Raw genomic sequence first — 21018 nt, forward strand, 5'->3', positions numbered from 1 at the left:
AGGGGTTAAGGATGAACTTGTGCACTGTCACAAGGGCATCCTTTTTTATTACAATTACATTATTCGAAAGACGAAACGGGAGAGTGATGAAATGAACGTGCTTGAAGTAAAGCAGCTTTCAAAGAAATTCGGTGATTTTATAGCGGTGGACAATATCACGATGTCTATAAAGGAAGGCGAGATTTTCGGATTTCTAGGCGCGAATGGAGCAGGCAAGAGCACGGCCATCAATATGATTGCCTCGTTGCTCCGGGTTACCAAAGGCGAAATCGAAGTACTTGGCAAAAGCATTGCCAAGCATAGCAAATTTGCAAAGATGAACATTGGGATTGTGCCGCAGGAAATGGCGATTTATGAGGATATGACCGCATACGAAAACGTTCGTTTTTTTGCCGGACTATACGGACTCAGAGGGGCGGAGTTAAAGGAGCGGGTGGTTGAAGCGCTAGCATTCGTAGGTCTTGGCGATAAACACAAAAGCTATCCCAAAAACTTCTCAGGCGGCATGAAGCGAAGATTGAATATATCCTGCGCAATCGCCCATCGGCCAAAGCTGCTTATTATGGATGAACCAACGGTGGGGATCGATCCGCAATCTCGCAATTACATTCTTGGTTCCGTGAAGAAATTGAATGAACTGGGCTGTACGATCATTTACACGAGCCATTATATGGAAGAGGTCGAGGAGATCTGCACAAGAATCGCGATTATCGACCACGGCAAGATTATTGCGGAAGGAACGAAAGGCCAGCTGAAAGCCATCATTACGAATCAAAAAAATATAAGTATAGAGGTACGTTCGGCGGAAAATTTGGATAGGAGCAAGCTGGAGGGAATAGCGGGCGTAAACCGGGTTGAAGTGGAGGATCGAATCGTTAAAGTGACCTCTGATTCCGAGGTCAATAACTTGAACCGAATTATTCAGCAGTTAATGGCAGACGATCTGGAGATCCGTTCAGTGGAAGAGAATGAGCCTAGCTTGGAGACGGTGTTCCTGACATTGACAGGCAGAAGCCTGCGGGACCAATAAGAAAGTAGGGAAAGGGTGCGAAGTGGATATGAACGTATTTAGAATCATGCTCAAAGAGTTAAAGGTTATCCGTGATCCCAAGATGCTGTTGTTCTTGCTGGTGTCACCGCTAGTAACCATGCTTATTTTGGGAACGGCTTTAACGAATGCTTTTAATGGCAGTTTAACGGTTGAAGAGATTAAGGTTCTTTATAAAAATAATAGCTCGTCAAGTGGTTTCTCTGCTTATTGGGATGACTTCACGGGGCAAATGCGTCAAGCAGGCATTAAGCTCGAGATGGCAGACGAGAAGACGGACGGGAAAACGGAAGTGAAGAATAACCGCTATGTGGGTTATGCCGAGATCACGGACAGTGGACTGGAGTATTACAGCAGCAGCCAGAGTTTAATTGAAAGCGACATTGCTAAGAGTGTGCTCACAGCGTTTGCAGATCGGTACCGATTGGCAGCTGCAGTAGCAGGTACTGATTCGGAGCAAGCGGATGCGATCATGAGCGGAAGCAGCAGTGAAAGCTACGTGGTAGAGGAGTCGCTGAACGCGACAAGGAAACCGGGTGCCATGGACTATTTTGCTGTAGCGATTACGACAATGATTATATTATACAGCGCCTTGACGGCCGCACAATTAATTGATGGTGAGCGCAAAAGGAACACTGCTGTTCGATTGCTTGCTTCACCGGTGACGAAAATCGAAATTTTTGCGGGTAAATTAGCAGGGCTTGTTGTGCTGAATGCAATACTCACAATTGTCGTAGTGCTTATCAGTAAGTACATGTTCAATGCCTACTGGGGAGAAAATTTGGGCCTCGCATTTCTAATACTCTTTACTGAAATCATTTTCGCTGTGAGCTTGGGACTCGGGCTCAGTTATATCATTAAGGGGAATGCTTCAGGCACTGTTGTTATGATTATTATCCAATTGGCCGCATTTCTCGGCGGTTCATACTTCCCGGTCGAGGAGGCTACTGGATTCATGGGAGCTCTCAGTTCACTTTCTCCGCTGCAATGGTCCAATGCTGCACTTCTTGAACTCATCTATGCAGACAATATGTCAGCAACAATTAACGCCGTGCTGTTGAATATGGGCTTCGCGGTCGTCTTGCTTGGTATCGCATTAACGATGATGCGCAGAAGGGAGGGGTTGTAAGAATGAGAGACACATTATGGCTAATCCGGAAAACGTTTATTTCCACCTTTAAAAATTATTTAAATCTGTTTATATACTTCGTCTTTCCTCTTATGGGCATTCTGCTCGCGACGCTAGTCCAAGGAGGCACGGGTGAAGTAGATTTGAAAATGGGCATTGTTAATCAAGATGGGGGCCAGGCGATTACAAAACGCATAATGGATTCGGTGGGCAGGCAAGATTCCATGCTGGTCATTGAGCTTGAGGAGAATGAGGTAAAGGAGCGGATTGCTTCCGGCGAGCTGGATGCAGCCATTACATTTCCTAAAGGTTTCGCACAGAGCTTAATCGCTCAAAAACCCGCGAATGTGAAGATCGTATCGATTAAAGGTGCCCAGGTTACCGGACAGGTAAAGGCATCCTTGGATCAGCACATCAATAATATGGCTTCGATCGGCAGGGCAGCTAAAGGAGATGAGGCTAAGTTTATTGCCCTGTATGACAAATTTCAAAAACCGGGATTCGAACTAGCAGCCAAGAAAGTAGAGGATCAATCGGTCAATTTCAACAAAACCAATCAATCGATAGGATACTTGCTTATCCTCATGCTGGTGTCCGCTTCGAACTTATCTGGCATTCTTATCAAGGAAAGAGAGAATAGAACCTATTATCGCCTTCTATCCTCACCAATTTCCCCAAGAACCTATGTCTTGTCTAATATCATCGTTAATTTGACGATGATGATGCTGCAGATTGCAGTGACCTTGTTGATCATGATGACTATTTTCCATGTTGATCCGGGTATTCCTTATTGGAGCATGTTCCTGATTCTTGTGTTATTTGCGCTGGTGGCAATCGGATTATCACTTGTCATCGTGGCGTTTTCCAGCAGCTCTTCAACCGCCAGCGGCATGCAGAATATGATCCTCATTCCTACCAGCTTGTTGTCCGGTTGTATGTTCCCGCTTGTGCTAATGCCGGAAGCCATGCAGCAGCTCGCGCGCTTTCTTCCTCAATATTGGCTGCTGGATACGTTCAGCGATCTACAGCAGGGGGGATCCCTTGGTGAATTATCCTTGAACCTGATCATTTTGATGGCTTTTTCAGTGGTCTTCACTTTAATAGCCGTCTATAAGTTTGGCAGGAATAATGATACTCGAAGCTACATTTAAGAAAATGAGATCATTCAGGGCGAAATGGAATGAAATTCCTTTCTAATCAAAGTGTCTAATTGAATAAGGACGTAAGCACAAATGTGTTTACGTTCTTATTTATGTTTAAGTTGTGCGTCATATTTAGAGAAAACAACGATGAAACGGTTTTGTATGCATAGGTACGAATAAAAGAGTGAAATAGATACTTCAAATATACAATTGAATAAAATGCCCAAAATGCAACTTAAACAACGGTTATAGAGTCTATACAGATAAGCATTTTTTTACTCATTTTTCCATACAAGTATGTCAACTGTTGAAGTTTTAGAAGCGTTTATAAGGAGGATCTGTATGAAGTTGAAAATGATGCTATTAATGATCACGATTGTTTGCGTGCTTAGTGCTTGTAAGGCAGATGAGCGTATTAAGCTTGTTAATAGTGGCGAGAATGAGCGCACTATTGCATATGAAGAAAACCAGTTCACGGTTCATATAACTGAAGAAATGAATGAGGCCATTTCAAATTACGTTATTCAAAAATATTCATCCGTATATTCCCATCTAGAAAAGCAATTTGAGGTTCATAACGTATATGGCGCTAGTGAAACAAATGGTATCTTTACTGTCTATCTGTATTCCTATTTTGGAGGGTATAATAAGTTCTCGGGGTTAGAAAATCAAGCGGGGCATTCATTGCCTGCTGTCATTCGGTTGCAGAAAAAAGCTGAGGGATACGCCGTAATCGAATATACGGAGCCTAAAGATGGGAGTTTATATCAGTCCTCCTTGAAACAAATGTTCCCTGAGAAATACTTGAAAATGATGTATGAAGATGCTGGAACAACAGAAAAATTGCAAATAGAGATGGATAAAAAAGTGAAGCGTTGGCTGGATGCTGAGCGTGTGCGGTGAGCTGCTGACAATAAGAGTGTCCCGCTAGTTAAATTTAGAGAAGGAGCGAGCATGATGAACAATAGCTTCGGGGATAAGATTGGTGAAGGCGGATGTTCGGAAGTATTTGCATGGGAGGGCGAGAGCAACATTGTCAAAATAGCGAAGCCCAATACGAGTACAGCAGCTTTGCAAGCAGAACTGCATCATAGCCGAATCGCTTGGGAGTGCGGACTGCCTGTTCCCCAGCCATTTGAGATGGTGGACATAGAGGGTCAACCGGGTATTGTATTTGAACGTATTTATGGCGAATCAATTATGAAGCGATTTCTCGACAGAGCGGCGAAACGCTCCGAGCCGCAGAAACCGCTGCATGAGTCCGACGATTACATAGAGGCTCGAGTGACAGGACGGCTTTTTCATCAAATCCATAGCCACTCGGTAGCCAATATGCCAAGCCAGTGGGCAAACATCAAGCGTGACATTGTTAGCGCGCAATATTTGTCCGAGTCTGACAAAGCAGCGGTAATTGCCCTTTTGGATCAATTGCCGATTAAGTACCAGCTATGCCACGGCGATCCGAATCCGAATAATATCCTGCTGCGGGAACACGATGCCGTCGTTATTGATTGGAACAATGCTTCGTCTGGAAATCCGGAAGCAGACTTGGCCGAATATATCATTATGATTCGATATGCGATATTGCCGCCGCAGCTGCCGAGTGAAGCAAGCGTGATGCTGGATGCTACGAGGGAGAATAGCATTCGCTTATTCATGAAGGAATACGAGAAGCTGTCGGGTATCGGTTATGCGCATATCGAGCCTTGGATTGCTCCCATTGCAGCACGCAAGCTTAGTGCGGACGGGATATCTGAATCCGAGAAAAAGCTGCTCGTGAACGAGATTAAAAGAAGGCTTCACAGCTGAAGCCGCACCTTTGCCTTTAATGCCTGACTAATATCGAATACGAGAAGGCCCTTGCGTATCAAAAATTCTAGACTAGGTTATTTATAGCAACGTAAATAGAGGATGGTTAGTTCATTTTTTGAGCTAATCTCCTCTATTTTTTGTTAATGATTACGGAATGAATAGACACCATGGAATTTGGTGGAATTTGGGCATCCCCTTTTCTGGGGAAAGTTGTGTTGTGGTGACCAACTTATTTGCAAGAGTCAAATATTTATGAAAGGTGCCGGCGCCATATGAGGCAGCCGGTTTTTTCGGGGGCTAACAAGAAAAGACAGAATATTATAAAAAAGATCAGGAAATTACAAATCTATCATGAACCGATTATGTTAACTTAAAAGCACACCGTTCTACTAGGCATCCATATGATAGAAGTGATAATGCTGAGATTCGCAAGTACCACATCATCGTCGAACGATGTCGACCGGATCTCAGCTTGCAGTTTTTCTGCTTATTGGAACGCTCGACGGATGTGCGCGCTTGTAAATCACCTTCCGCTTGCCGAGACGTGCGGCGTTTTTGGGAACAGCTTACGATCATCTCTGGTTTAAGTGAAAAAGGTACGGCTATATTTGGAGTTTGAGTGGCCACAAGCCAGCGATCATCTCCATTTGCGGCGATGAACTTTCGGTCTGTACTGTTTGGCTTCAAAACGCATCATGCCGCGAGGCCGGCTGAAGTCTCTCAAATAACCTCTCCAAAGTAGTTAACGTAAAGGGAGGATAAGTCGCTTATGGAGAGTCGGAGTTGATAGGCAACACAAACATCATGCTTTTTTACAGGGGGGGAGGAGCGTATCTTCAGACAGGTGCGTGCTGAGTGCGGCGTATCGGCTGACTCTATTCGTTTTCTTGATTCTAATTCTCGCGTTTAGAATTACGAGTCTCTCTTCTTTTTAATGCTACTATACCAAATTCTATCAAACGGACAACATTGGTTTTGGCCCAGAAAACGTTCATGTGTTTTTCGAGAAATGAGCTACTTTTTGAAAATATTTATTTCAGTTCAACTTGTGGCCGGTACAAAAATCTCCCTACAAAAGTAGGAGGAGAGCAGAAGAGGTGGTGTAAGGAAATCCTTGCCCAATCTGCCTCCTATTCAATGAGAGGAATGAAGAAAATTGAAATCGGTTTCACGTTATTTGAACGGTTTTATCATTACGACGTTGTTAATCGGACTATCTCCGCTATCGGCGTCTACGCAGGTACATGCTGCGAATGACGATGGAGGGAGACCCCGGCTGGAAGTGAGCAGAACATTAACCACCCCCGTTATCGACGGCAAGCTGGACGAAACGATTTGGAAAGTTGATCAGCCCATGACGCAGCAAGTCGGCGACGCTCCTAAGCGAGAGTCCAGTTTCGGAATGCTGTGGGACAATCAATATTTGTACATCGGAATGAAGACAGAGGATGACAGCATGATGACAGGCGCTTCGGGAGCTTGGCTCGATCAGGACAATATGAATGTGTTCATCGATCCGACGCTGCATCAGTCGGCTCCCTTCACCAGCGACGACATGCAGATCGGCCTCGTGTATCAGCCGGGTACGACGACGCCGGAATTTCATTTCGGAGCCGCGCTGAACAACCATGCGGGCAAGGACGAGAAGAAGATTTTGCGGGCGATCAACAAGACGGAGAAGGGCTGGTCCAGCGAGGTTGCGGTGCCTTGGGATATGCTGCATATGGACCCGATGCTGTCGAAGCAGCTCGGCATGGAATTTTCAGCTACGGACCGTTATGATTCGGATCAAAGCAAGCAGACAACGAACTATTGGAGCGCTTATCAATCCAGCTCTTTTTCGAACGATACGAGCGGCTACGGGGTGATTCAGCTAGTTGACGACAATCCTGTCTCCGGGAATGTAAGTCCGGTTCTTATGGATGAAAACTTTGACTCTTATGCAGCGGGCAGCATTCCGTTCGGCTGGATTTCCGACGTGAATGCGGGCAGCAATCCGTTCAGCATCGTGAAGGACCAAGCCGGGAACGGGCGCCTGACTTTCGACGGCAAGGCTGGCGGCAAGCAGGCGAGAATAACGGCCCCAATTGAGTGGGATAATTACACGATTCAAGCGGACGTCAGATTTCATGCTGTTCTTGATTCCGCTAGGTGGGCCGCTATCATGTTCCGGGGCGCCGCCAACGGCAAAAATCCGTACAATCAAATGGCGATCCGCCAGAACGGCGCCTATGAAGTTGCCTACAGAAAGCCAGATGGCACATGGTACTCCCCGACACCGGTAACCGGTACATGGAAGCCATTGACGCTAGGTGCGGATTACACGATGAAGGTTAGAGTATTCGGTAACAATGTCAAAGAGTATCTGAAAGCGAAAAACGATGCCGATTTTACGCTCGTAACGGACAAAAATCTGTCCTCCGACGTTCTGCTGGAAAGAGGTAAAATCGGTCTGCAGGCCGACCAGAGCACAGTTTCGTTCGATAATCTTATAGTAACGAGGATTGCGGCCGACCGGCTTGAGCTTACGCTGTCGGATACGCTGGAAGCGCTTACGGAACCGGTCGGCTTCACCGGAAATGTCACTTACTCGGACGGAGTTACCGAAAAGATAACAAGCGATCGCTTCAAGCTGTATTCGTCTGACGAGAGCGTCATCAAGGTGATAAACAATCAGCTGTATCCGATCAAGCCGGGTAAGGCGAAGCTGACGGCGGTTTACGCGAATGCGGTATCATCGCTGGACATGACTGTCACGCCTTCTCTCACGGGCATCAAAGTGAATAGTCTCCAGCACGATCAGGGCTATGTAATGGCAGTTGGCGGTGTTCCTATTGATCTCGCTTCTGTCAGCTTCAAGGCCGATTTCAGCGATCTCACGTCCGGCACGATTGAAGGCGACCAGTTGCTCTGGAGTACCGCAGACAGCGGCATTTCCTTCGCGGATGGGAAGATGACGGCCCTTCATAAAGGCGTGTACCCGGTCACCGCGCAAAAGGACGGCATTACAGTCACTATGCAAGTCGTGGCGAAGAATCCGACCGACACCGAATATGTGCTGTACGAAGAGAACTTTGACTCGCTCGCCGACGGCTCCATGCCGCAGGGCTGGACGAGAAAGCAAGGTTCAACGGCAAGTAAAGCCGCAGTGAAGGCAGGCGTTTTCGAAATGGATGCGAGAACCACACCGGACAACCCTACCCGCGTGCTGCTTCCTAATTATTTGGAATTGTTCGGAAATTACAAAATCGAAGCGGATGTTACGAATTTGGCAGCGAACGATACCGCACGATGGAATTCCATCATGTACCGTATTCAAAATAACGACTACCCGTATTATCAAATGGCCGTCAGGAAGGACGCCACGGCAGCCAACGGTGTCGAATTATCCGAGCAGACGCCGGACAGCACCTGGAACGTGTGGAACACGGGTTCGTTCAGTGAGGCAATTGACGGCGGGAAAATGTATCACTACACGATTAAAGCATACGGCAACCGCGTGCAGGCATCGATCAACAATAAGGTTATAATCGATTCCGAAGCAGCTTCCGCCTATACCAAAGGAAGGATTGGCCTTCAGGCCAACGGCAGCCAAATGAGGGTGGACAATATTCGTATCACGCTGCAGCAGGACGCACTGCCACCGCTGCCAGCCGACCGTTTTGTGCAAGTGAAGGAGCCGGAAACGAAAATCGCGCTTGCGCCAACAGTGGTGACCGAGCTGATTAGCGCCGAGCAATTGGCGTCACTCGCCGGGCCGAAGCTTCCGGCGACAGTGTTCCTGTATGTAAACGACAAACTAACGGTCACCGACCCTTCAGGTCAGACGGAAATCGGTAGTCTGGATTCCGTGCTTGCGGCAATAGACACCAAGATGATACCGGCCTTCTATGTCAAGGACGGACAGACGGTGGACCGGTTGGTCGAATATTTGCAAAACGTGGGACTGGAGGATGCGGACATCGTTTCTGACAACGTCGCGCTTGTGAAAAGAGCTCGCGCAGCTTATCCGATCGTTCGCGGAATCGTGGACTTTACCGCCAATACCGACTGGTCTCCGGAGAAGTTGATGGACATCCGCGGTCAAATGAACGCCAACCTGGCCAAAATCATACTGCTTCCGCAGAACGCCGCTTCACGTGACAATGTCTCTTATCTTCAAAAGCGTGCGATGACCGTCTGGACCAAGGAGCAGGCTGCTCCGGCCGAGAAAAATTTGGCCATCCATACGCTGATTACCGCAGGTGCGAACGGCATTGTGACGGATTCGCCTCTTCAAGCAATCGACGCCATGAAGCTTTATTCGAATCAGACGACGCTTGTTCGCAAGCCTTATATTGTCGGTCATAGGGGGATGCCTTCCGTTGCGCCCGAGAATACGATTGTGAGCAATGTTCTGGCTATTGAAGCGGGGGCCGATTTTATCGAGAATGACGTATATCTTTCTAGAGACGGCCATCTGGTCATTCTGCACGACGGCTCGCTGGAGCGCACGACAAACGGAACCGGATTTATCGAGAATTATACGCTGGAGCAAATCAAGCAGTTGAATGCAAACAAGCAGTTTCCGTTAGCGTTTCACAATGTCCAAATTCCGACGCTGGAAGAGCAAATCGACCTCGCGAGACAATCGGGCAAAATGATTATGAACGAAATCAAGACGGGTAACCCTGCCGTCATCGAAGCTTTCGTCAAGCAAGTCAGGGAGAAGCATGCCGAGGATCTCATCAACGTGATTGCGTTTGACAGCAATCAAATCAAAAGATTGAACGGACAGCTGCCCGAGATGCCTATCGGGTTGCTGGGCAATGCTGGAATCACCGACTCTTCGAATGTGAGCCGTGCCCTGCGCCAGACACTGCTTACCGTTCAAAATCTTAATGCGGGATATAATCCACCCTACTCGGTGCTTAGTCAGGACTACCTTGAAGCTGCGAAGCACCGCGGTCTCCTGGTCTCGCCGTGGACGTTCAACAACAGAAGCGATTTCACCCGCTTCTTCATGTACGGCACCTGGGGGCTGACAACCGACTATGCGAACTGGGCTTCCGATTGGACCGAATCGATTAAACCGGGTCAAGAGAAGTACACGCTTTCCGAGAATCAAAGCGTCGACGTATCCGCTGAAATACAAACCTATAAGGGGACTCTAAATACTATAGCGCCCGAGATCGTTCTGCTGGATGGCCAGGACTTCGTAGAAGTGAAGGGCAGGACGGTCACAGCCAAGCAGACGGGGACGGCACATGCGCTGCTGCGCTACACAACTACGATTGACGCGGGCAATCAGTATGACATTTATACGCAGCCTGTTTCTTTCACCGTAGAAGCAGCAGTTATTCATGTACCCGTTGCAGGCATAACATTAGACAAAACTGAAGTCACATTGACAGAAGGCGAGCAATCATCGTTAACTGCAACTGCTGCACCAGAGAATGCAACGAATAAGGCAGTAACATGGAGCTCCGACAATGAAAATGTAGCAACTGTGGATGCTAACGGCTTATTAACCGCAGTAAAAGCGGGAACAGCGATCATCACGGTTACATCGGTAGATGGAGGATTAACAGCAACAGCAGCTGTGACGGTAGAAGCAGCAGTTAATCATGTACCCGTTGCAGGTGTAACTTTAGACAAAAATGAAGTTACATTGACAGAAGGCAAGCAAACCCCATTAACTGCAACCGTTGCGCCAGAGAATGCAACGAATAAGGCAGTAACATGGAGCTCCAGCAATGAAAATGTAGCAACAGTGGACACTAAAGGCTTTGTCATCGCAGTAAAAGCAGGCACAGCAAACATCACGGTTACATCGGTAGATGGAGGCTTAACAGCAACAACAGCTGTGACGGTAGAAGCGGCTGTATCAAAACCAGGGGATGTTACAAACGTTAAAGTAGTGCCTGGAGATCAGCAATTAGCTTTAACCTGGGAGGATCCAGCGGATCTTACACAAGTGAAGCTTGTGGTTAGCGGTGGAACCGGCACGGCGGTTTATACGGTGGATCAAGGTTTAGAAAGTTATGTGGTAACAAACCTTGCTAATGGTACGGAATATAACATTCACATCAGCACCATCGATGCTTATGGTATCGAATCCGAAGGTTTCAGCGTGAAGGGAACACCAAAGGCAGCATCATCCGTTGGATCAAGTTCCTCTGGAAACATTTCAGACGGTGCAGTTGTTAATGAAAACGGTGAAGTGAGTATTAAACCGACGTTACATGCTAATGGTAAAGCATCAGCTAAGCTGGGCGCTGGAACGATGAAGAAAGCACTTGAACAAGCCAAAGGCGGTAAGCTTCAAATTAAAGTAGAAGCTGCTGCGAGTATGAATGAACTAGAAGTCGAGCTTCCAGTGGTTGATCTATTAAGCAGTGGAAATGGTTCGATCAACAACATCGAGCTCGATACAGGTTTAGCTACCGTAACGGTATCCACGAAGTTGATTTCTAAAGGTTCCGAAGCGGCGAAGAAGGTGACGATTTCGGTAGCTAAAGCGGATATCTCCAGTGTACCAGCTGAGACACAAGATCAATTGAAGGATGCTGTCGTGTATGACCTCAGCCTATCAGTTGATGGAAAGAAGATCAGCGAGTTTGATGGTCGAAGTGACGTGCAAGTGGCTGTACCCTACGAGCTTCAACCAGGTGAGCATCCGAATAAGGTTGTGATTTACTACATCAGCGACAACGGAGAGCTAAAGGTTGTAACGAATGGTATGTATAATGCAGCAACAGGCAAAGTAGAATTCAAGCCTAAGCACTTCGGTAAGTATGCAGCAGCCTATGTGGAAGCAAGCTTTGAAGATGTAACAAAAGCATGGGCGAAGGATCCAATCGAAGCATTAGCGGCAAGAGGCATTGTCAGCGGAATGGGCAACGGACAGTTCAACCCGGACGGTAAAGTGACCAGAGCTGAGTTTATTACGATGCTGATGAATGTATTCGGCCTAACAGATGCCAATGCAGCAACAACGCTTTCTGATGTTAAGGCAGGCGCTTGGTACTATGATGAAGTGGCAACAGCCTACGAGCTCGGCATCGTGAGTGGAAGACCAAATGGAAGCTTCGGCGTCCATGAAGAAATTACAAGACAGGACATGGCTGTTATGGTTCATCAAGCAGCTACACATGTACAATTGCAGCTAAGCGTCAGCGCATCTGAAGCCTTTACAGATCGTCAAACGATTTCTGATTATGCACAGAAAGCTGTAGCAGCGATGCAAGCGGAAGGCATTATTAATGGAATGGGTAATGGAGAATTTGCACCGAAACAGCAGGCAACTAGAGCACAGGCTGCTGTTATTATTTATGCGATCTTAGAGCGAATGTAAGATACGGGTATCGATGTAAACAGCAGAAGGATAGTCAAGAGGGTTCCTGTAACTAGAGGAACCCTCTTGTTCACTCTTCTGTGCGCTAAGCATTTAAGTGAGATAGGTGATCGGGACGCCAAACCACCTCGCCTCGGCAACGATCCTCACCACTTTGCGCTTTTTGAACCAATATATATGCTCTTTCACCTCCACGTACGGACTATCCAGCTTCTTCGAGATAATACCTCTCATTCACGACTGCTCACCCAATTAAACTTTTCACTAAGCTGCTCAATGCCATTGCCATCCCAAGCTTTCTAGGGAGTGTTCTGAAAAAACGAGCCTAGCTCCTGTTTTTTCGCGTACCGAACCGTCCAACGATGCTATAATGAAACGAGCAAGAGGGTGCGTGAGGCGCTGCCCTCTTTATTTGCGGTTTCACCAAACAACAAGAGATTGAGGTGCAAAGGTGCTAAAGCTTGCTAGATTTCTAAAAAAATACAAATGGCCTGCCGTGCTGGCGCCATTATTCATGCTGCTAGAAGTATGCATGGATTTGCTGCAGCCAAGGTTTATGGCGTCAATCGTCAATGATGGCATAATTGCAGGTCATCTTGGAGCGATTACGGGCACGGCCCCTAAGATGCTGATAGCGGCACTGATCGGCTTAATTGCCGGCGTAGGCTGTACGGTGTTTGCGACCATTGCTTCTCAAAACTTCGGGGCGGACTTGCGCCAGGAGCTGTTTCAAAAGATTCAGTCCCTATCGCTGCGCTCGCTTGACCGCTTCGGCTCCGGCTCGATCGTAACGCGCCTGACCGGCGATATTACGCAAATTCAGAACCTCGTTCTGTTGCTTCTGCGCGTGTTCGCACGGGATACGTTCATCATTGCCGGCAGCTTGATTATGGCATTTACAATTAGCCCGCGCCTGTCGGTTATTCTTCTTGCCATGATTCCTTTGCTCGCTGCTTTCCTTGTCATAACGACCCGGATTACGGTTCCTTTATTCGCTGCGATGCAGCAGCGTCTTGATCAGGTGAATACCGTTATGCAGGAAAACTTAACCGGCATCCGGGTCGTCAAAGCATTTGTACGCTCGGATTACGAGGAACAGCGCTTTCAAACAACGAACTCGAATTTGCTCCATGCGAGCTTGAAGGCGGCGAAAATCGTGGCGCTCAATACGCCGCTTATGTCCATTATTCTAAACTTTAGCATCGTGGCTGCGTTATGGTACGGCGGTATTTTATCTGAGCAGGGAGCCTTGTCGGTAGGCAGCTTAGCGGCTTTTTTAACGTATATCACTCAGCTGCTGTTCTCAACCTTGGGGCTTGGCAACCAGCTGATGGCGATTTCCCGTGCCAAGGCGTCTGCTGACCGAATCAATGAAATATTGGAGCTGGCTGAGGATCAGCAGCGCGTACGTGGAGACTTGGCCAACAAGGCCGAGCCGATCAGTGAGGGGCGAATCTCGTTCGAGCAAGTCAGCTTCACTTACGAGGGGCACGCAGAGCAAGCCGTTCTTCGCGATATTGATTTCACGGCAGAGCCTGGCGAGACGATTGGCATCGTAGGCGTGAACGGAGCGGGGAAATCAACGCTTGTCAGTTTAATTCCAGCCTTTTACGCTCCGACTAAAGGCGTCGTTCGCATCGATTCGCGCCCAATAGGCGAGATCGCTCCGGAAGAGCTTCAAGGGCAGATCGGCATGGTGCTCCAGCAGGCGCATCTATTCAGCGGCACGATCCGAGAAAATATCAGCTTCGGAAAGCCGGATGCCGGCCAGCAGGAAATTGAGGCTGCTGCCAAAGCCGCCGAAGCGCATTCATTCATTATGAAGCTGGAGAACGGCTACGATACGGAGCTTGGACAGCGCGGCGTCAACCTCTCCGGAGGCCAGAAGCAGCGTTTGTCCATCGCTAGAACCTTATTGCTCAAGCCCAAGATTGTCATTCTAGATGACTGTACGAGCGCAGTTGATCTCCATACCGATTCGCTGATCCGCCAATCGCTTCAGACCATTATGGAGAGCAGCACCTGTCTCATTATTGGTCAACGAATTGCTTCCGTTCAACAAGCCGACCGAATTATCGTGCTTGAGGAAGGGCGTATCACAGCGATGGGCACACATATGGAGCTGCTTCGTACAAGCAAGCTATATCAACAAATGGCGCTATCGCAGCAAGGAGCTTAACGCATGAATCATACATGGGCAACACTGAAAAAAATCGGTCATTATTTGCTTCATCAACGGGCTAAGCTGATTACGGTTATTATTCTAACAATAGCGGCGGCAGGGCTTACGCTAACAGGTCCTTATTTACTTGGAACAGCACTTGATGATTATATTGTAGCGAAGCAGTACGACGGTCTCCTGCAGCTATGCTTGCTCATGCTCGCGGTATATGCGGGAGGAAGCTTGGTCGGCTGGCTGCAGGCCTTTTTCTTGGCTGAGGTATCGCAGCGAACGGTATGGGGCTTGCGCAAAGATCTATTCAGCCACGTGCAGAAGCTGCCTATCCCTTTCTTCGCCAGCAGGAACCACGGCGAGCTGATGAGCCGTACAACGAACGATATTGATAATGTAACGAATACGCTTAATCAAAGCTTGATCCAAATTATTTCGAGCGTCATCATGCTCATCGGTTCGTTCACGATGATGCTGCTGTTAAACGGCTGGCTTACACTGGTAGCGCTTATCGTCATTCCGGTCATCGTATTCGTGTCGAAAAAAATCGCGAAGGTGACGAAGCGGCAGTTCAAAGGACAACAGCAGGAGCTGGGCAGTCTTAACAGCTTTATTGAGGAGACGGTTTCCGGTCAGAAGGTCGTAGCGCTGTTCCATCAGGAGGAACGGATGGCTGAGCAGTTCGCAGCTGCAAATACAAAGCTGAAGAAGGTCGGGATCAAAGCGCAAATCTACTCGGGCACGATGGGACCGTTCATGAATATGTTCGGCCATATCAGCTACTTGATCATAGCAGGCGTCGGAGGCTGGCTTGCCGTTCATGATCAGGCAACCGTCGGCGTGATTATTAGCTTTCTCGGATATTCGAGGCAATTTAGCGGTCCGCTTAATGAAGTCGCCAACCAATATAATTTAATTCAGTCGGGAATTGCGGGAGCCGAGCGCGTATTCGAAATGATGGAGGTGCCGTCGGAATACGAAGCGGAAGGCAAAGCTGCCCTGATGGGTACCATTGCCGGCAAGGTAGAGTTCCGCGATGTGCGGTTCGAATACAAGGATGGAACGGCTGCGCTACGGAACATTACCTTTACGGCAAAGCCTGGAGAGACGATTGCATTGGTTGGTCCTACAGGAGCAGGAAAAACAACGATCATTAATCTCATCGGACGATTCTTCGAGATCAAGAGCGGTCAAATCTTGATTGATAACGAGGATATTCGCGAGGTGGACAAAAATAGCTTAAGAAGCCAGCTTGGGATCGTTCTCCAGGATGCTCACCTGTTCACAGGCTCCATTCGCGAGAATATCCGCTACGGTCGGCTGGATGCGACCGATGAAGAGGTGGAAGCAGCCGCAGCGCAAGCGAATGCGGATAGCTTTATTGCCAGGCTGCCGCAGGGCTACGAGACGGAACTGACAGCAGAGGGAGGCAATGTAAGCCATGGGCAGCGCCAGCTGATTACGATTGCGCGTGCCATATTGGGCGATCCCGCGCTCCTTATCTTGGATGAAGCGACGAGCAGCGTCGATACGCTGGCTGAGCTGCAGATTCAAGAAGCCATGAAGAAGCTGCTCAAGGGTCGGACAAGCTTCGTGATTGCTCATCGTCTAAGCACGATTCGCCATGCGGACCAGATTCTCTTTATTAAAGACGGTGAAATCGCAGAGCGCGGCAGTCATGAGGAGCTGCTTGCCCGAAGAGGACTCTACTATGAGCTGCACGGCAATGCACTTTTACAAAACGCTTAGTCTCCCATGCTCATATTAGAGAAATGATTGTGGTACAATGAGACGAGTGCAACGATTAGGAGATGACAAACGATGAGTGAGCAATTAAATGAGCAAGAGCTTGTGAAGCATATAGCGAGCGAAACAAACGCAGATGAGCAGTTGATCAAGCTGGTATTGAAGCATGAGGCAGCGTTCATCAACGATGCGAAGGAAGATAAAAACGGCGAGGTGGAAATTGACGGCGACGAGCTGGTTGATTACGTGCTTAGCCGTCCGGACGTGAAATCGAACGAGCTTGTTGTGGAATCCATTCTGGATGCCGAAATGGATTATCTGATGGATAAGGGAATTGCGGGTTACGTAGACTAACATTTCAACGTGTAAGCAAGAGTGAAGATGAGCTGCCCAAGGCGAGAAGTCGCCAGGGGCGGCTCTTTTTTTAATATAGGAACGTATATCCTTGTGCTATACATTCTCTATATTTCTCGGAATGAAACGCGCCGCACCGCCAAAGGATGGCGATAGCCGTTTCACCTTATGGCATGCTGCTTGGCTAATAAGGAGAAAAGGCGCATACTCCCATTTATTCCCGGGAATACTCACTCATGGGGTGATGGAATGGAAAAGAACATCGTTGATCGACCTGCAGGAGAAACGGATCTGTTGGACAAGAGGCTGAAGCTCAATATCGATCGTTTGCTGCAGGCAACGGGTCATAGCCCTGATTATGTGGTCCGGCACTATGACAGGGACAAGGAACCACGCTTAACGGCAGCTGTCGCATACAATGCCAACCTCTCCAATCGCCAAGCTATCGATGATGCAATCTCCCATATGTTTGATGAGAATAGGCTCTTTGCTCCGGAGCAAACGGAGCATCACAACCGATTGCATTGGCTGATGATCCAAGCTTCGCTGGTAGGCAGCGCGGCTAAATCGTCGAACTGGAAAGCGATTATTCGAGCGGTTGTTTCGGGAGACATGATTATTTTTCTCGAAGGAAGCAGCGAAGCGATTATTGTATTCGCTCAAGGAATGGAATGGCGCACCATTACGGAACCTACGACGCAGGTTACGATCAGGGGACCAAAGGACAGCTTTACGGAATCGCTTAGCACGAATGTTTCCTTAGTAAGGCGCCGTGTCAAAAACGAAAGCTTGTGGCTTGAAATGTTTTCGATCGGCCAAATAACGGAGACGGATGTCGCGATGATGTACGTACATGGCATTGCTGACGAGAGCACCGTGGAGGAGCTCCGCAGACGCTTGAATGCGATTCGCGAGGATGGCATTCTGGAATCCGGCACGATTGAGAAGCATTTGCAGGATCAGAAGCTGACACCATTCCCGACCATTTTCAATACCGAACGGCCCGACAGCGTTGTCGGCCATCTAATGGACGGTCGAATTGCCATTATTGTTGACGGGACGCCATTCGTGCTGGTGGCCCCGATTACTTTTTTTCAGTTTTTCCAATCGGTCGAAGATTTTTATCAGTTATCCGATATCGGCGTTCTCATTCGGCTTTTACGTTATGTAGGTTATCTGATTTCGCTGCTTCTTCCTGCATTATATATTGCTGCGATGACGTTTCATCAGGAAATGATTCCGACACCGCTGCTTATCAGTCTGGTCGCACAGCGGGAAGGCGTCCCGTTTCCGGTAATTATTGAAGCACTTCTCATGGAGCTGAGCTTCGAGCTGATGAGGGAAGCGGGCGTTCGAATGCCTAGGGCGGTTGGACAAGCTGTTTCTATTGTAGGGGCTTTAATATTAGGTCAAGCAGCTGTTCAGGCGGGAATCGTATCTGCGGCAATGGTTATTATCGTAGCCGCGACTGGTATTGCAAGCTTTACCGCACCGGCGTTCAACATCGCCATATCCGTACGCATCCTTCGATTTGTCCTTATGATTCTGTCGAGCGTGTTCGGCTTGTTCGGCATATTGATTGGCTTATTCATATTGACGGCTCATTTGTCCAGCCTGAAATCGCTCGGTTTGCCGTATTTTACGTTTCAACTAAAGCGTGGACAAGGAAAAGGATGAGCATGAGCATGCGGAGCAGACTCGTATATGTGCTGATTTTGCTGGTCGCTGCATTGCCGATGACAGGCTGCTGGAACAGCAGGGAGCCTAAGCAGCTTGCTATCGTTATGGCGCTCGGCATCGACAAAGCACCTGGGAACAAATATAAGGTATCCTTTCAAATCGCGAATTCAGGCCAGGTGGCCCCGGGCATCGTTGCAGGCGGCAGCGCATATGGCGCTCCAGTCATGGTATATAGCGGAACGGGAAGCTCTATTTATGAAGCGATAAGGAAAACGTCCCGCTCGGTGCCACGACAGCTGTTTTTTGCGCATATCCGCCTTGTTGTCATTGGTGAGTCGCTTGCGAAAGCAGGCATGCAGGATATCTTCGATTTCTTTGACCGATCTCGCGAAACGCGGTTAACGGCTATGGTGCTAGTAGCGCGTGGTGGAGATGCGGAGCAGGCGGTTCGAACGCTCACCCCGATGGAGAAGCTTCCAGCTAATGCCGTACTGGGGAAGATGACGTACAGCTCGCGTCTATGGTCAGAGAATTTCACCGTATATATTGATGATGTCATAAACATGATGGTGTCGGAAGAGAATGTGCTCCTTATAAGCGGCGTTAAGCTCGCAGGGGATAAGGAAATGTCGGCAAAGAAAAAAAATGTGGAACAGACCAATCCGCCAGCCATTCTGAACATTAGCGGAATGGCGGTCATGCAGGAGGGGAAATTCAAAAAGTGGCTGGACGGTCGATTAGCAAGAGGCGTAATCTGGGCGCGGAACAAAATGGAAAGCTCCGTCATGACGATTGATGCAATGGGCAAACCAAAATCCGTCAGCATCGAGGTAAGCAGGGGGAAAACGAAGGTGAAGACACAGTTCACTAATGGTCAGCTGCGCTTTCACTTTCATATTGATGCAGAAGGCTTCATTACGGAGCTCCAAGTTCCCTTTGATATGACGAAACCCGGCGGCATAGACAGCATGGAGAAGGAATGGGCCGAAACCATTCGCGAAGAGGTGGAAGCGGCGATCAAGCAGGCTCAGTCGGATAAGTGCGATATGTTCGGTTTAGGGCAAATGCTCAGGCGTGAACATCCGAAACAATGGAATAAGCGGAAGGGCGATTGGAATAACGTATTTGCGGATAGTGAGATAACGGTAACCGTGCATACTGAAATCCGTCATCAGGGCTTGCGGAATAAATCCTATTTGAGCAATATATCGAAATAAACGATTAAAGGTGATTGCTTATGGAAACAGGTAAAATGAGCAAGCTTCAATTGTTCAGCGTCATGGTCATGTTCGAATTGGGAGGGGTAATAGCGCTGGGCGTTGGAGGCAACGCCAAGCAGGACACTTGGCTCGCCATTCTGCTCGGTCTCGTTCCGGGTCTCTGTATCCTGTACGTGTACGGAAAGCTCTATACCCTTTATCCCAAGGATACTTTAACCACCTTTATTCCCAAAATAGTAGGGCCCTACCTAGGGAAGCCGCTTGTTTTTATTTACAGCGTCCACTTCATGTATCAAGCGGTCCGCAACTTCCGCGGGATTGGCAATGTCATGTCTACTGCGGTGTATGATGAAACGCCGCTCATTGCTTTGCTTGCGCTAATGGCGATTGCATTAATGTACATCGTTTATCAGGGGATTGAAGCGATGTCGCGTACAATCGTGACCTTTCTAATCGTCATGGCCATACTCGTCGTCATCGGCAATTTATTCGTCGTTTTTTCAGGCATCATCGATGTGAAAAACTTGCTCCCGATGCTCGAGAATGGATGGACAACGGTTATTAATACGATTCCGCTAACTTATTTTTTGCCCTATGCCGAGCTGGTTGTCGTCCTTATGTTTTTCCCGAAAGTGCAAACGGCAAGCACACGGCCTGTCGTAAGAATAGTTACTCTTGCAGCAGTTTTCTCGGGATTTGTGCTTAGTTATACCATGGCGCTCAACACGGCCGTGCTGGGACCGGACCTGCTTAGCCGTTCAACAATCCCGCTGCTTGCCACCACATCCAAAATTAATATAGGGGACTTCATTCAGAAAATGGACGGCATTTCCTTATCTACGCTGGTCATTAGTTATTTTTTCAAAGCTGTCGTATATTTCTATGCAGCCGTTGCGGCGGTATCGGATTTGTGGAAATTGAAGGGGATCCAGCAAGTTGTGATCCCGATTGGCATGATTGTCTTTTTCTCCTCGATCATGATTGCGGAGAATGCAGTGGAGAATTATATTGAGGGATATGTTGTTAATCCTTACGTGGCGTTCCCTTTCCAGACGGCGATCCCCATTGTGCTGTTAATCGTTGCATGGATGCGGAAGAAGCGAGCCGCTGCTTGATGCTCGGGGCGAACATGCTGACTATAAGAATGAGCAGAGCTGTGAATAGTATGATATACTCCGTGCTGGTCAGCATAATGAAATATGTGCCAAGACTGAGCCATGCCTCGCGGTAGGTCATGCCGTTAAACAGGTTCATCATGTAATCGTATAGGAAATTCGCGACCCCGTAGACGATGACGAGGACTGGCAGTTTCATGGATGGAAAGCCTCCTTTTTCTATGTTGGACATGTCCTTATTGTGGCGGATTCAGGTGCTCGAT

14 protein-coding genes are annotated in these 21018 nt (G+C 48.2%); 12 read left to right on the forward strand and 2 right to left on the reverse strand.

Translation table 11 applies throughout. The features are described 5' to 3' along the window. Nucleotides 1-91 precede the first annotated feature (91 nt). From AB4Z29_RS20985 to AB4Z29_RS21010, 6 genes are all read left to right on the forward strand, one after another. Nucleotides 92-1030, forward strand: coding sequence for an ATP-binding cassette domain-containing protein (locus AB4Z29_RS20985; RefSeq protein ID WP_441944942.1), 939 nt, complete (start codon nucleotides 92-94; stop codon nucleotides 1028-1030). Between the two features lie 28 nt (nucleotides 1031-1058). Beyond that, on the forward strand, nucleotides 1059-2177 hold the full coding sequence (locus AB4Z29_RS20990) for an ABC transporter permease (protein WP_441944943.1): 1119 nt from the start codon (nucleotides 1059-1061) through the stop codon (nucleotides 2175-2177). Nucleotides 2178-2179: 2 nt separating this feature from the next. Continuing rightward, a complete protein-coding gene (locus AB4Z29_RS20995) occupies nucleotides 2180-3328 on the forward strand; it encodes an ABC transporter permease (RefSeq protein ID WP_441944944.1) in 1149 nt (382 codons plus the stop codon). 333 nt (nucleotides 3329-3661) lie between these two features. Beyond that, nucleotides 3662-4222 (forward strand): hypothetical protein, encoded by a 561-nt coding sequence (locus tag AB4Z29_RS21000; protein ID WP_441944945.1) that lies wholly within the window; start codon nucleotides 3662-3664, stop codon nucleotides 4220-4222. Between the two features lie 51 nt (nucleotides 4223-4273). Continuing rightward, on the forward strand, nucleotides 4274-5128 hold the full coding sequence (locus AB4Z29_RS21005; protein ID WP_441944946.1) for an aminoglycoside phosphotransferase family protein: 855 nt from the start codon (nucleotides 4274-4276) through the stop codon (nucleotides 5126-5128). Between the two features lie 1159 nt (nucleotides 5129-6287). Next, nucleotides 6288-12467, forward strand: a complete 6180-nt coding sequence (locus AB4Z29_RS21010) for an S-layer homology domain-containing protein (RefSeq protein WP_441944947.1) — start codon at nucleotides 6288-6290, stop codon at nucleotides 12465-12467. A 93-nt stretch (nucleotides 12468-12560) separates the two neighbouring features. On the opposite strand, the gene AB4Z29_RS21015 is transcribed toward AB4Z29_RS21010, so the two are convergent. Further along, on the reverse strand, nucleotides 12561-12701 hold the full coding sequence (locus tag AB4Z29_RS21015; protein WP_441944948.1) for a hypothetical protein: 141 nt from the start codon (nucleotides 12699-12701) through the stop codon (nucleotides 12561-12563). A 217-nt stretch (nucleotides 12702-12918) separates the two neighbouring features. Here AB4Z29_RS21015 and AB4Z29_RS21020 point away from each other — a divergent pair, with 217 nt between their 5' ends. The 6 genes from AB4Z29_RS21020 to AB4Z29_RS21045 all read left to right on the forward strand — a co-directional run bounded on the left by AB4Z29_RS21020 (nucleotide 12919) and on the right by AB4Z29_RS21045 (nucleotide 20755). Further along, complete coding sequence (locus AB4Z29_RS21020) at nucleotides 12919-14646, forward strand: ABC transporter ATP-binding protein (protein ID WP_441944949.1); 1728 nt, start codon at nucleotides 12919-12921, stop codon at nucleotides 14644-14646. Between the two features lie 3 nt (nucleotides 14647-14649). Continuing rightward, nucleotides 14650-16389, forward strand: coding sequence for an ABC transporter ATP-binding protein (locus AB4Z29_RS21025; RefSeq protein WP_441944950.1), 1740 nt, complete (start codon nucleotides 14650-14652; stop codon nucleotides 16387-16389). 72 nt (nucleotides 16390-16461) lie between these two features. Further along, nucleotides 16462-16740: a hypothetical protein gene (locus tag AB4Z29_RS21030; protein WP_441944951.1), complete on the forward strand. Its 279-nt coding sequence runs from the start codon at nucleotides 16462-16464 to the stop codon at nucleotides 16738-16740. 249 nt (nucleotides 16741-16989) lie between these two features. After that, on the forward strand, nucleotides 16990-18417 hold the full coding sequence (locus AB4Z29_RS21035) for a spore germination protein (protein WP_441944952.1): 1428 nt from the start codon (nucleotides 16990-16992) through the stop codon (nucleotides 18415-18417). Between the two features lie 8 nt (nucleotides 18418-18425). Next, nucleotides 18426-19637 carry a Ger(x)C family spore germination protein gene (locus tag AB4Z29_RS21040; RefSeq protein ID WP_441944953.1) on the forward strand — a complete coding sequence of 404 codons (1212 nt, stop codon included), beginning with the start codon at nucleotides 18426-18428 and terminating at the stop codon, nucleotides 19635-19637. 20 nt (nucleotides 19638-19657) lie between these two features. After that, nucleotides 19658-20755, forward strand: coding sequence for a GerAB/ArcD/ProY family transporter (locus AB4Z29_RS21045; RefSeq protein ID WP_441944954.1), 1098 nt, complete (start codon nucleotides 19658-19660; stop codon nucleotides 20753-20755). On the opposite strand, the gene AB4Z29_RS21050 is transcribed toward AB4Z29_RS21045, so the two are convergent. Continuing rightward, nucleotides 20664-20954, reverse strand: coding sequence for a hypothetical protein (locus AB4Z29_RS21050; RefSeq protein ID WP_441944955.1), 291 nt, complete (start codon nucleotides 20952-20954; stop codon nucleotides 20664-20666). The two genes, AB4Z29_RS21045 and AB4Z29_RS21050, sit on opposite strands and share 92 nt — an antisense overlap. Between the last annotated feature and the right edge of the window lie 64 nt (nucleotides 20955-21018).

Origin of the sequence: Paenibacillus sp. 2TAB23, from assembly GCF_052115165.1 — a bacterium.
In the GTDB taxonomy this organism is placed as follows: domain Bacteria; phylum Bacillota; class Bacilli; order Paenibacillales; family Paenibacillaceae; genus Pristimantibacillus.